The sequence below is a fragment of the Gordonia sp. G4 genome, from assembly GCF_057770005.1.
In genome coordinates this window covers 5,247,893-5,261,224 of the sequence record NZ_CM173442.1, presented here as the reverse complement: position 1 = coordinate 5,261,224, position 13,332 = coordinate 5,247,893, and the positions used below count along the sequence as shown (strand labels likewise).

General features: G+C 68.2%; 10 protein-coding genes. 6 read left to right on the top strand and 4 right to left on the bottom strand.

All coding sequences use genetic code 11. The features are described from left to right. The first annotated feature begins 95 nt into the window (after positions 1-95). Entirely contained in the window at positions 96-1,295 is a 1,200-nt protein-coding gene (locus AC3B5T_RS23785) for a DoxX family protein (protein WP_055475520.1), read from the top strand. Between the two features lie 69 nt (positions 1,296-1,364). Here AC3B5T_RS23785 and ilvD read toward each other — a convergent pair whose 3' ends face one another. The 3 genes from ilvD to AC3B5T_RS23770 all read right to left on the bottom strand — a co-directional run bounded on the left by ilvD (position 1,365) and on the right by AC3B5T_RS23770 (position 5,406). Further along, positions 1,365-3,209 carry a dihydroxy-acid dehydratase gene (gene ilvD, locus AC3B5T_RS23780; RefSeq protein WP_014927502.1) on the bottom strand — a complete coding sequence of 615 codons (1,845 nt, stop codon included), beginning with the start codon at positions 3,207-3,209 and terminating at the stop codon, positions 1,365-1,367. A 273-nt stretch (positions 3,210-3,482) separates the two neighbouring features. After that, complete coding sequence (mgtE, locus tag AC3B5T_RS23775) at positions 3,483-4,829, bottom strand: magnesium transporter (RefSeq protein ID WP_488358010.1); 1,347 nt, start codon at positions 4,827-4,829, stop codon at positions 3,483-3,485. A 97-nt stretch (positions 4,830-4,926) separates the two neighbouring features. Continuing rightward, positions 4,927-5,406, bottom strand: coding sequence for a PH domain-containing protein (locus AC3B5T_RS23770; protein ID WP_010841328.1), 480 nt, complete (start codon positions 5,404-5,406; stop codon positions 4,927-4,929). Positions 5,407-5,752: 346 nt separating this feature from the next. Between AC3B5T_RS23770 and AC3B5T_RS23765 the strand changes: the two genes are divergently transcribed. The 3 genes from AC3B5T_RS23765 (at position 5,753) to ilvC (ending at position 9,347) form a co-directional block, all read left to right on the top strand. Beyond that, positions 5,753-7,717, top strand: a complete 1,965-nt coding sequence (locus tag AC3B5T_RS23765; protein ID WP_044506995.1) for an acetolactate synthase large subunit — start codon at positions 5,753-5,755, stop codon at positions 7,715-7,717. Next, complete coding sequence (gene ilvN, locus AC3B5T_RS23760) at positions 7,714-8,217, top strand: acetolactate synthase small subunit (RefSeq protein ID WP_004019305.1); 504 nt, start codon at positions 7,714-7,716, stop codon at positions 8,215-8,217. Before AC3B5T_RS23765 ends, ilvN begins: the two co-directional genes overlap by 4 nt. A 116-nt stretch (positions 8,218-8,333) precedes the next feature. Beyond that, positions 8,334-9,347 (top strand): ketol-acid reductoisomerase, encoded by a 1,014-nt coding sequence (gene ilvC / locus AC3B5T_RS23755; protein ID WP_010841326.1) that lies wholly within the window; start codon positions 8,334-8,336, stop codon positions 9,345-9,347. A 292-nt stretch (positions 9,348-9,639) separates the two neighbouring features. On the opposite strand, the gene AC3B5T_RS23750 is transcribed toward ilvC, so the two are convergent. Next, positions 9,640-10,305, bottom strand: a complete 666-nt coding sequence (locus AC3B5T_RS23750) for a chymotrypsin family serine protease (protein ID WP_010841325.1) — start codon at positions 10,303-10,305, stop codon at positions 9,640-9,642. 342 nt (positions 10,306-10,647) lie between these two features. On the opposite strand from AC3B5T_RS23750, the gene serA reads away from it, so the two are divergent. After that, positions 10,648-12,243 carry a phosphoglycerate dehydrogenase gene (gene serA / locus AC3B5T_RS23745; RefSeq protein WP_010841324.1) on the top strand — a complete coding sequence of 532 codons (1,596 nt, stop codon included), beginning with the start codon at positions 10,648-10,650 and terminating at the stop codon, positions 12,241-12,243. Further along, positions 12,240-13,247 (top strand): 3-isopropylmalate dehydrogenase, encoded by a 1,008-nt coding sequence (locus AC3B5T_RS23740; RefSeq protein WP_014927493.1) that lies wholly within the window; start codon positions 12,240-12,242, stop codon positions 13,245-13,247. The genes serA and AC3B5T_RS23740 overlap by 4 nt, the downstream gene beginning before the upstream one ends. Positions 13,248-13,332 lie beyond the last annotated feature (85 nt).

Here is a 13,332-nt window from a genome sequence, read left to right as displayed (position 1 = left end):
AGTGGTGCCCCGGCTCGTGGTGCCCGAGCGTGGTGCCCCGACTCACCCCGCCGGGGTGCGAGGGCCGCGGTGCGCGAGCCTCTAGAGTCGGGCGTGTGAGCGAACGCGACACGTCGGGCACCAGCGGGCGCGACACACCGGCGACGAGTCCCTACGACGAACCGACCGGACAGATTCCGGTCCCGGGTACCGGGGGTGGAGTGCCCAGCGCGGGCACCGGCCCGGGGGCCGCGCGTCCCGAGGCCGGTCCGCCGACACCACCGGCGGTGACCGACCGCGACGACTTCTACAACCGGCACGCCCGGCGGTCCCCGGCGCCCTATTCACGAGTGGACGACCTCGACGACCTCGATCCCGGCGACGTGGAGACCCGTCCCGCCGCCGCGGGTCCGCCGACGACCTCGAGTCCTGCCGCACCGCCCCCACGCTCCGCCGCACCGGCCACGGGCCCGGCAGCGCCGGCGGACGACGATTTCGAGACCGTCCAGTTCGCGAAGCCTCCCGGGCCCGCGCGCGTGCCGCCCGCGGACGACGCGATCACCACCCCTGAGCCCGCCCTCCCGCCGGCCGGCACCGCGCGCTACGACTTCCTCGATGACGACGACGATGCGTCATCCCGCACCCGTGCCCGCGACGAGTCGGCGGCCACCGAGGTGTTGGACGACGAGCCTCGCGCGCGTCGTCGGTTCGGCCGTCGCCGAACCGACGACGACACCGACGTCCGGCCGGACGCGGCGGCCGACGACCTGGAGGAGGCCCTCGCGAAGTCGCGGCGCGGCACGATCGACCTGGGTCTGCTGGTACTGCGCGTCGCGCTCGGCGGTCTGGTCGGAGCCCACGGGCTGCAGAAGCTCTTCGGACTGTGGAACGGCCCGCGACTCAGCGGATTCGAGTCGATGCTCGTCGACGCCGGGTTCACCGCCGACTATGCGCAGATCCTCGCGATCGTCGGCGCCCTGTCGGAGACGATCGGCGGACTCATGGTGATCCTCGGCCTCCTGACGCCGATCGGGGCGTCGGCGATCCTCGGCACGATGCTCGTCGCCGCGGCCTTCAAGATGTCGATGGCGGACGGCTTCTCGTTCTTCGCCGCTGCCGGCGGAGTCGAGTTCGAGCTCTTCCTCGCGGTGGCCGCGGCGGTCGTCATCCTGACCGGACCGGGTCTGTACTCGCTCGACTATCCCCGAGGCTGGGCGCGGCGGCCGTTCGTCGGCTCGTTCCTCTGGCTCATCGTCGGCGCGGCCGCGGCCGTCGCGGTCTGGGTGCTCGCGAACGGCAGCAATCCACTGGTGTGACCCGAGCGGACAACGAATGCGGGGTACGTGTCGGATTCCGACACGTACCCCGCATTCTGTGGTGAGGGGTCAGTCGACCTGACGCACCGCGCCGCGGTCGGCCGACGTTGCGAGCTTGGCATAGGCGCGCAGCGCGGTGGTGACCGTGCGCTGGCGGTCCTTCGGCTGCCACGGACGCTCGGAGGCCTCCATCTTGGCGCGGCGCTCAGCGAGCACGTCGTCGTCGACGAGGACCTCGAGACGGCGGGTCTTGACATCGATGAGGATCCGGTCGCCGTCCTCGACGAGCCCGATGGCACCACCCGACGCGGCTTCGGGAGACATGTGGCCGACCGACAGACCCGACGATCCGCCGGAGAACCGGCCGTCGGTGATGAGGGCGCACTTCTTGCCCATCCCGGTGCCCTTCATGAAGGCCGTCGGGTGGAGCATCTCCTGCATTCCGGGGCCGCCCGCGGGACCCTCGTAACGCACCACGAGGACCTCGCCGGCCTGGATGGTCTTGGACAGGATGACCTGGACGGCGTCCTCCTGGCTCTCGACGACGCGGGCCGGGCCCTCGAAGTGCCACAGGTCCTCGTCGATGCCCGCGGTCTTCAGGACCGCCCCGTCGGGCGCGAGGTTGCCGCGGAGCACGCACAACCCGCCCTCGACGGTGTAGGCGTGCTCGAGGTCTCGGATGCATCCGCCCTCGGCGTCGGTGTCGAGCGAACTCCACCGGTTGGCCGTCGAGAACGGGGTGGTGGTGCGGACGCCGCCCGGTGCTGCGTGGAAGAGTTCGACGGCCTCGTCGATCGCCTTGCCGCCGCGGATGTCCCAATCGTCGAGCGCCTGGGCCATCGTCGGGGTGTGGACGGTCGAGGCGGTGTCGTCGAGCAGACCCGCGCGCCGCAATTCGCCGAGGATGGCCGGGATTCCGCCTGCCCGGTGAACGTCCTCCATGTGGTAGTCGGAGTTCGGCGAGACCTTCGAGAGGCACGGGACGTTCCGGCTGATCTCGTCGATGACCGTGAGGTCGAAGTCGGCGACCTCGCCCTCCTGCGCGGCGGCGAGGATGTGCAGAACGGTGTTGGTCGAGCCGCCCATCGCGACGTCGAGTGCCATGGCGTTACGGAAGGCGGTCGGCGTCGCGATGTTCCGCGGGAGCACCGACGCGTCGTCGTCGCGGTACCAGCGCGTCGCGGCGTCGACGACGACGGTGCCGGCGCGCCGGAACAGGGCGCGACGTGCCTCGTGCGTGGCCAGGGTCGAGCCGTTGCCGGGCAGGGCGAGCCCGAGCGCCTCGGTCAGGCAGTTCATCGAGTTGGCGGTGAACATGCCCGAACACGATCCGCAGGTCGGGCATGCCGCCGCCTCGACCTCGCTCAGGCCCGCATCGTCGACGTCGCTGTTGGCCGACGCGGAGATGGTGGTGATCAGATCCGACGACGGGTGCGCGACATCGCCGACGACGACGGCCTTGCCGGCCTCCATCGGTCCGCCCGAGACGAACACGGTCGGGATGTTCAGGCGCATCGCGGCATTGAGCATGCCCGGGGTGATCTTGTCGCAGTTCGAGATACACACGAGCGCGTCCGCGGTGTGGGCGTTGACCATGTATTCGACGGAGTCGGCGATGATCTCGCGACTGGGCAGCGAGTAGAGCATGCCGCCGTGACCCATCGCGATGCCGTCGTCGACGGCGATGGTGTGGAACTCGCGTGGCACGCCACCGGCTGCCCGCACGGCCTCGGCCACGATGTCGCCGACATCCTTCAGATGTACGTGCCCCGGCACGAACTGGGTGTACGAGTTGGCGATCGCCACGATCGGCTTGCCGAAATCGTCGTCGGTCATCCCGGTGGCGCGCCACAGGGAGCGGGCGCCGGCGGCTTCACGGCCGACGGTGGTGGTGCGTGACCTCAGGGCAGGCATGGCTTCCTCGAATCGATCGTCTGGCTCGGGTGGGCCCGGCGCGATCGGACGTGCGATGACGGACCGGCGCCGGACTCTTCGGCTCAACACCGCGACCCCGGGTGTTGTTTCCCACGGGCTGTGGCCGGGACGAGGCTGTGTTGACGGGCGCCGCCTCGCTGAGGGTGGGCGTGGGGGAGCGCCGAGAAGTCAGGCTACTCCGCCGTGAGATGGGGGAACAAAACGATTCGGACGTGCCCGGCACGACGTCGCCGGCACCACGTAGCGGCGGTGTCAGATCCCCAGCACCGCTTTGGCGATCGAGAAGTAGACGAGGAGGCCGGTGGCGTCGCAGAACGTGGAGATGAACGGTGTGGAGAAGACCGCGGGATCGACGCGGATGGACTTCGCGACCAGCGGCATCACGCCGCCCACGGTCGCGGCCAGCGCGCACACCGACAGGATCGTCAGACCGATGACCACACCGATGTCGAGGCCGTACACGAGTGCGGCGACGGTGAAGCCGGCCAGTCCGAGCAGTGCGCCCATGGTCAGCCCGACGCGGACCTCCTTGGCGGCGACGCGGGTGACGTCGCGTGGGGCGACCTCCTCGGTGGCGAGTGCGCGGGTCACGGTCGTCGCCGCCTGCGAACCGGTGTTGCCGCCGATCCCGGTGAGCAGGGGGATGAACAGGGCCAGCGCGACCCGCTGTTCGAGGGTGCCCTCGAAGATCTCCAGGACGTTGACGGTGAGGATGGCCGACACCGCGAGGACGAACAGCCACACGATCCGGGCTCGGGTGATCGACAGGATGGAGGCGAACAGGTAGGGATCGCGGAGCGGTTCGCGCGCGCCGGCCCGAGCCTCGTCGGTGTCGCGGGCCTGCTCGACGACTTCGACGGCGTCGTCGATGGTCAGGACCCCGACCAGGCGCCGGTCGTTGTCGACGACCGGCATCGCGAGAATTCCGCGGTCCACGCACCGCTGCGCGGTGGCCTCGGCATCGTCGTCGGCATGCGCGAACATCGGTTTGTTCATCAGGTCGCGGACGGAGTCGGCGGGATCGGCCAGGAGGAGATCGCGCAGGCTGACCACACCGCACAGGGAACGGGAACCGTCGAGGACGGGGACGGTGTAGATCGTCTCCGCGGCGTGTCCGCGTTCGCGCACGCGAGCCAGGGCGTCGCCGGCCGGTTCGTCCTCGCGCGCGTGGACGAACTCGGGACTCATCCGGCGCCCCACCGAACCTCTCGGATAGCCGAGGACGACGGCGGTCATGTCGCGTTCGGCGGGGGAGAGTTGCTGGATCAGCGACTTGGCGACTCCCGCGGGCAGCTCGTCCAGCAACTCGGCGCGGTCGTCGGGGTCGAGACGGTCGAAGGCGGCGGCCACCTCGACGGTTCCGAGATCATCGATGAGGCGGCGCTGCGAGCCGGCGGACAGGTCGTCGAACACCTCCACAGCGAGGTCCTTGGCCAGCAGGCGGAACGCGACCCCGCGGGATTTGTGGGGGAGCCGGTCGAGCAGGGCGGCGATGTCGCCCGCCGGCAGCGTTGACAGCATCGTCCCGGCGTCTGCGAGGCGTCCTGCCGAGATCAGTTCGTCGAGTTCACCGGCGTCGAGTGTTCGGGCGTGCTCCACGGCCGCACTCTATCGCCGCCACGCCGGGCGACGAGATGAGGGAACGAGATCAGAAGAAGGCGCGGCGGTGCTCTGCGATCGCGCGTGCCGCCGACGACTATTCGGCGGAACGGGCCGCCTCGAAGGGGTCCGGGATTCGACCGCCGCTGACGATCGACAACGCCGGGAGATCACGGAAACCGATGGCGGGCAGACGGACTCGACTGCCGTCGGTCAGCACCGCCCGCACCGAACTCCATTTCGGGAACTGCAGCCCCGCGACCTCCGGCCAGGCGATCTCGGTCGTGGAGAACATCCGGACGGCGCGCAGGCCGTCCTCGGTGACCACGGTCCGCAGCCGGTGGATCCACAGCCACAGCACCACCGGCACGACCAGGGCGAAGGTGAACCACGGAGAGGCGCCGACCAGCAGCACGACCACCAGGGCGACCATCGGGACCGTGAAGTAGGCGATCCGATTGATACGGAACGTCACCGGGTAGTCGAACGTGACGTCGTCGTCGGCCGGGGCCGTGCTGGTCTTCGGGTCTGTCGTGGCGGTCTTCGGGTCTGCGGGGTCGGTGGAATCTGTCGGCACTCGTCCATTGTGCCAACCTCGTCGGAGTCTCCCTGTCGACGGGTTCGTCGCGCCGGACCCGATGGGCACTGCGGAAGCGACCGGCACGACCTGTGCGTTCCCACAGTGTGGGACGGCATGGTCCGGAGTTTGACTCAGAACCGAACACAGTCCTACCGTGAACGCGTGATGCAGAACGGGATCCTCGTAGTAGTCGGCTGGCGCGTCTTCGCCTGACCGGTCACTCGCAGACCCCCAACCGGCATCGACGCGCCACCCTCGAACAGCGGAAGCTGTCGGGGGTTTTTTCATGCCAGGTACTTCCATCACCGATATCGGATTCCACAACCAAGATGAGGATCGTGCAGTGAGCGCACCAACAGCACGCACCGACGCCGGCCGCACCGAGCCGTCGCGTAACGCAGGACTGCGGCAGCAGTCTCCGGCGGCGGGCAACCTCCGTGCGGTAAACCAGCACACCGTTGCGCCCGAGCGCGTCAGCGGCGCCCAGTCTGTGGTTCGTTCCCTCGAGGAACTCGGTGTCGAGGTCGTCTTCGGCATTCCGGGTGGCGCGGTCCTGCCGGTCTACGACCCGCTCCTGGACTCACAGAAGGTCCGGCACGTCCTCGTCCGTCACGAGCAGGGCGCCGGCCACGCCGCGACCGGGTACGCCCAGGTCGCCGGACGCGCAGGCGTCATGATGGCCACGTCCGGTCCCGGTGCCACCAACCTGGTGACCCCGCTTGCCGACGCCCAGATGGATTCGGTGCCCGTCGTCGCGATCACCGGCCAGGTCGGACGCGCGCTGATCGGCACCGACGCGTTCCAGGAAGCCGACATCTCCGGTATCACCATGCCGGTCACCAAGCACAACTTCCTGGTCAGCCGGGCGATCGACATCCCGAAGACCATCGCGGAGGCGTTCCACATCGCCGAGAGCGGTCGTCCCGGCGCGGTCCTGGTCGACATCCCCAAGGACATCCTGCAGGCGCAGACCACGTTCTCGTGGCCGCCGCAGATCGACCTGCCCGGCTACCGTCCGGTCACCAAGCCGCACGGCAAGCAGGTTCGCGAGGCGGCCCGCCTGATCAACGCCGCGACGTCGCCGGTGCTCTACGTCGGCGGCGGTGTCATCAAGGCGAACGCGTCGGCGGAACTGCTCGAACTGGCCGAGCTCACCGGTATCCCGGTGGTCACGACTCTGATGGCGCGCGGCGCGTTCCCCGACAGTCACCAGCAGCACCTGGGCATGCCGGGCATGCACGGCACGGTGGCGGCGGTCGCGGGTCTGCAGCGCAGCGACCTGCTGATCACCCTGGGAGCGCGCTTCGACGACCGGGTCACCGGCCAGCTGTCGTCGTTCGCGCCGAACGCGAAGGTCATCCACGCCGACATCGACCCTGCGGAGATCGGCAAGAACCGGCCCGTCGACGTGCCGATCGTCGGTGACTGCAAGGCGGTCATCGAGGAGCTCACCGAGGCCCTGCGCGACGAGCGGGCGACCAGCGGCTCGACTCCCGACATCTCGCAGTGGTGGTCCTACCTCGACAACCTGCGGCGGACGTACCCGCTGAGCTACGACCGTCAGACCGACGGTTCGATGTCGCCGGAGTTCGTCATCCAGGCCCTCGGCAAGGCCGCCGGACCGGACGCGGTGTACTGCGCGGGCGTCGGCCAGCACCAGATGTGGGCCGCGCAGTTCATCTCCTACGAGAAGCCGCGCACGTGGCTCAACTCCGGCGGTCTGGGCACGATGGGCTACGCGGTGCCCGCCGCCATGGGCGCCAAGGCCGCCGACCCCGACGCCGAGGTGTGGGCGATCGACGGTGACGGCTGCTTCCAGATGACCAATCAGGAACTCGCGACCTGCGCGATCGAGGGAATCCCGATCAAGGTGGCGCTGATCAACAACGGCAACCTGGGCATGGTTCGTCAGTGGCAGACGCTCTTCTACGAGGAGCGGTACTCGAACACCGATCTGTCGACCCACTCGCGGATGATCCCGGACTTCGTCAAGCTCTCGGAGGCGCTGGGCTGCGTGGCATTCCGCGTCGAACGCGAAGAAGACGTCGACGAGGTGATCGCGAAGGCCCGGGAGATCAACGACCGTCCGGTGGTCATCGACTTCATCGTCGGCAAGGACGCCCAGGTCTGGCCGATGGTCGCCGCCGGTACCGGCAACGACGAGATCATGGCCGCACGCAACATCCGGCCGCTGTTCGACGACGAGGAGTCGGCGTCGGGTCCGGTGGAGATTCACCAGACGATGGACGGCCATCAGACGGTCGAGAACGCACCGGCCGACCGCGCAACCGAGAAGGACGAGCAGTGAGCACCACCCATACCCTCAGCGTCCTGGTCGAAGACCGGCCCGGCGTCCTGGCGCGCATCTCGGCGTTGTTCTCGCGGCGCGGGTTCAACATCGAGTCGCTCGCTGTCGGCCCCACCGAACTCAAGGGCATCTCCCGGATGACGATCATGGTCTCCGTGGAGGACTTCCCGCTCGAGCAGGTCACCAAGCAGCTCAACAAGCTGATCAACGTGATCAAGATCGTCGAGCAGGACCCGGGGAGTTCGGTCTCGCGCGAGCTGATGATGGTCAAGGTGCGCTCGGACTCGACGGTGCGCACCGAGGTCATCGAGGTCGTGAATCTGTTCCGCGCCAAGGTCATCGACGTCTCGCCCGAGTCGCTCACCATCGAGGCCACGGGTACGTCGGAAAAGCTCGAAGCACTTCTGCGGATGCTCGATCCGTATGGAATCCGGGAGATCGCGCAATCGGGTGCGGTGACCCTCGGTCGAGGACCGAAGAGCATGTCGGCCAACCGCTGACAGAGAATCCCGCTGTCGTCGTGCGCATCTGAGCACCGGCGATGAGCGACAAGAGAATTACGTCCCCGGCGGATTCCGAAATCCACCGAGGACACCACATATCGAAGGGAAACATAGTGGCCATCGAACTGTTCTACGACGACGACGCGGATCTGTCGATCATCCAAGGTCGCAAGGTCGCGGTGATCGGCTACGGCAGCCAGGGCCATGCGCATTCGCTGTCGCTGCGCGATTCCGGCGTCGATGTCGTGATCGGCCTGCGCGAGGGCTCCAAGTCCAAGGCCAAGGCCGAGGAGCAGGGCCTCAAGGTGCTCACCGCCTCCGAAGCCGCCGCATGGGCCGACGTGATCATGGTCCTGGCGCCCGACACCTCGCAGGCCTCGATCTTCACCGAGGACATCGAGCCGAACCTGCAGGACGGCAACGCGCTGTTCTTCGGCCACGGCCTCAACATCCACTTCGGCCTCATCAAGGCGCCCGAGAACGTGACCGTCGCGATGGTCGCCCCCAAGGGCCCCGGCCACCTCGTGCGTCGCCAGTTCGTCGACGGCAAGGGCGTTCCCGCGCTCATCGCCGTCCACCAGGATCCCAAGGGCGAGGGTCAGGCACTCGCTTTGAGCTACGCCAGCGCCATCGGCGGTGGTCGTGCCGGAATCATCAAGACCACCTTCAAGGAAGAGACCGAGACCGACCTCTTCGGCGAGCAGGCCGTGCTGTGCGGCGGCACCGAGGAACTGGTCAAGACCGGCTTCGAGGTCATGGTCGAGGCGGGTTACGCCCCGGAGATGGCCTACTTCGAGGTGCTGCACGAGCTCAAGCTCATCGTCGACCTCATGTACGAGGGTGGCATCGCCCGCATGAACTACTCGGTCTCCGACACCGCCGAGTTCGGCGGATACGTGTCGGGCCCGCGGGTCATCGACGCCGACACCAAGGAGCGCATGCGCGGCATCCTCACCGACATCCAGGACGGCACCTTCGTCAAGCGCCTCGTCGCCAACGTCGAGGGCGGCAACAAGGAGCTCGAGGGTCTGCGCAAGGAGAACGCCGAGCACCCGATCGAGGTCACCGGCAAGAAGCTGCGCGACCTGATGAGCTGGGTGGATCGCCCGATCACCGAGACCGCCTGAGTCGCAACGACAAGCGGGCCCGCACCGAAAGGTGCGGGCCCGTTTTCGTCTCCGCAAACCCACCCCTTTTCGTCAAACCCACCGGGATCTCGGGGGGAGGAAATACCGAAAAAGGGTGGATTTGGCTAGCCGTCAGTGGGCCGCACGACTCGTCGCCACGGAACTCCGCTGACGGGCGGTGCCGTCCCGCTCACGACGATCCACTCACGGATGCACGAGATCCGCCCCAGAACACGACGACGCCCCGGAGGAGAATCATCCGGGGCGTCGGTGGGGGTGGGACTCGGAGTCGTCAGGCGACCCGGAAGCCCCGGTAGGCGTCGAGCGAAGCGATCCGCTTGAGGATCGGCTGGATGTTGGTTCCGGTCTCGGGGCCGAGGCAGCCGAGGAAGTAGTAGGCGTTGACCATTCCGACGAGGCGATCGCCGACGACGACCGGGCTGCCGGAGTCACCTTCGATCACGCACATCTGGCTGACGTGGACGTCGCCGTCGGAAAACCAGGCGATACCGCAGGTGTTGCCGGTGGTCCGGCCTTCTTTGCAGGCGATCGTCGGGAAGGCGAGGGGCTTCGGGTCGACCGAGCGGATCGTCACGCCGCGCACGGTACGCAGCGGCACGACGCGCGAGGCGTCGAATTCGATGATCGCCATGTCGAGATCGGGAGCGGTGTACGTGATGGTGCCCGCCTGGCCGCGATCCTGGAAGGTCTCGGAGTACACCTTCTGACCGGGTGTGCCGCAATGTCCCGCGGTGACGCCGATGAGCTTGTTGGTCTTCGAGCGGCCGATGGTGGTCATCGTGCAGGCCGCGGCCGAATTGCCGCCCTTGAGCACCAGGATGCCGGAGCCGCCTCCCAGGAAAATCTTCGCCGGTGCGGCGACCGCGACGCCCCCTCCCCAGCCGGCCAGCACCGTCGCAGCCAAAACCGCCAACAGCACTGTCAGCTTCTTCGTCATCCGCACTCCACTTCTCGGGTCCAACCAGTTCTCGGTCACGGGCATTCGGCCACCCGTCGGGACTTCGAAACTGGCGGCAAGCACACCGTACCGGTCCCCCCGGGCGCTCACGGCTGCGTGGGATCGACCCGCGGTCGGTTTGCAACACTTCCGTGATGCTCCATGCAAGGTAACCGTAATGCGGGTCACACTCTACCCATGCAGGAGGACAGGACTCCGAATTCGGGGTAGGCCACGTGCTCGGCGGCACCTACCACACCTTTAAGCTGTCGTACGGAGTCGTCACCGACACTCCGCATCGCCGATCGTGAAACCGCACTCCCCGAACCTGGAGAAATGACTGTGAGCTCTGCTGGCCGCCCGGTTGTACTCATCGCCGACAAGCTGGCGCCGTCCACCGTGGAAGCACTCGGTGACGGTGTCGAGGTGCGATGGGTCGACGGTCCGGATCGTCCCAAGTTGCTCGAGGCGGTCGTCGACGCCGACGCCATCCTGGTCCGCTCCGCGACGACCGTGGACGCCGAGGTCCTCGACGCGGGCAAGAAGCTGAAGATCATCGCCCGGGCGGGTGTCGGTCTGGACAACGTGGACGTCCCCGCGGCCACCGAGCGCGGCGTCATGGTCGTCAACGCCCCAACCTCGAACATCCACACTGCCGCCGAACACGCCATCGCGCTGCTGATGTCGGCGTCGCGTGAGATCCCCGCTGCTGACGCAACCCTGCGTGAGAAGACCTGGAAGCGTTCGTCGTTCAACGGCGTCGAGATCTTCGACAAGACCGTCGGCGTCGTCGGGCTCGGCCGGATCGGTCAGCTCGTGGCTGCCCGGCTGGCCGCTTTCGAGACCCACATCATCGCCTACGACCCCTATGTGTCGCCCGCCCGCGCGGCCCAGCTGGGCATCGAGCTGGTCAGCCTCGACGAACTGCTCGAGCGCGCCGACTTCATCACCGTGCACCTGCCGAAGACGCCGGAGACCCTGGGTCTCATCGGCGCCGAGCAGCTCGCCCGGACCAAGAAGGGCGTGGTCATCGTCAACGCCGCCCGCGGTGGCCTGATCGACGAACAGGCCCTCGCCGACGCGATCACCTCCGGTCAGGTCCGCGCCGCCGGACTCGACGTCTTCGCCACCGAGCCCTGCACCGACTCGCCGCTGTTCGAGCTCCCGCAGGTCGTCGTGACCCCGCACCTCGGTGCGTCGACCAGCGAGGCGCAGGACCGCGCCGGCACCGACGTCGCCAAGAGCGTGCGGCTCGCGCTGGCCGGACACTTCGTCCCCGACGCGGTGAACATCACCGGCGGCGCCGTCGACGAAGAGGTCGCGCCGTGGCTCGAGGTCGCCCGCAAGGCCGGCGTCCTCGTCGGTGCCATCAGCAAGGAACCGCCGACGTCGCTGGTCGTCGATGTCCGCGGCGAACTGGCCGCGAAGAACGTCGAGGTGCTCGGTCTGTCGGCGCTGCGTGGCCTGTTCTCCGCCGTGCTCGACGAGCCCGTCACGTTCGTCAACGCCCCGGCCGTCGCCGAGAGCCGTGGCGTCACCAGCGAGGTGACCACCGCACCGGACAGCCCCAACCACCGCAGTGTCGTCGACGTGAAGGCCGTCTTCGCCGACGGCTCGGTGCACAACGTGTCGGGCACCCTCACCGAGCCGCGTCTCGTCGAGAAGATCGTCAACATCAACGGCCGCAACTTCGACCTCCGCGCCGAGGGCCACAACCTCATCGTCAGTTACGCCGACCAGCCGGGTTCGCTGGGCAAGATCGGCACGCTGCTCGGCAACGCCGGCGTCGACATCCTCGCCGCCGGCCTGTCGCAGGACGCCGAGGGTGGCGGCGCCACGATGATGCTGCGCGTGAGCAGTGTCGTCGACGACGGCGTCGTCGCCGCGATCGGTGACGCCGTCTCGGCAACCCTCATCGAACAGGTCGACCTCGCATGAGACTCGCAGTCATCGCCGGCGACGGCATCGGACCCGAGGTCATCGGGGAGGCGCTCGGCGTCCTCGAGGCGGTCGTTCCGTCGGTCAGCACCACCGAGTTCGATCTCGGAGCGCGCCGCTACCACCGCAACGGCGAACTGCTGACCGAGGACGACCTCGAGTCCCTCCGCCGTCACGACGCAATCCTGTTGGGCGCCATCGGAGATCCGTCGGTGCCGTCCGGTGTGCTGGAGCGCGGGCTGCTCCTCACCATGCGATTCGCCCTCGACCACCACGTCAACCTGCGCCCGTCGCGCCGTTTCCCCGGTGTCTCCTCGCCGCTCGCCGGTGACCCCGACATCGACTTCGTGGTGGTCCGGGAGGGGACCGAGGGTCCCTACACGGGCAACGGCGGTGCCATCCGGGTCGGCACCCCGAACGAGGTCGCCACCGAGGTCAGCGTCAACACCCGCTTCGGCGTCGAGCGTGTGGTGCGCAACGCTTTCCAGCGCGCGCAGCAGCGTCGCAAGAAGCTGACGCTGGTCCACAAGACCAACGTCCTGACCTTCGCCGGGTCGATGTGGAGTCGCGCGGTCGACGAGGTCGGCGCCGAGTTCCCGGACGTGACGACCGACTACTGCCATGTGGACGCGGCGACCATCTATCTGGTCACCGATCCCGGACGCTTCGACGTCATAGTCACCGACAACCTGTTCGGCGACATCATCACCGACATCGCTGCTGCGGTGAGCGGCGGCATCGGACTGGCCGCATCGGGCAACATCGACGCCACCGGCGCCAACCCGTCGATGTTCGAGCCCGTCCACGGGTCGGCTCCCGACATCGCCGGTCAGGGCAAAGCCGATCCGACCGCCGCGATCCTGTCGGTCGCACTCCTGCTCCAGCATCTCGGCGACCTCGACGCCGCCGCCCGGATCGAGAAGGCCGTCGCCGACGACCTCGCCGACCGCAGCGGCACGTTCGGCACCGCTGAGATCGGGGCACGCATCCGCGAACGGCTGTAGTTCCGGCCCCGCGCCGACCACTCTCGCGACCGACAGACCTCAACTCGACTGGTGGACTTCGATCGAAGTCCACCAGTCGAGATGA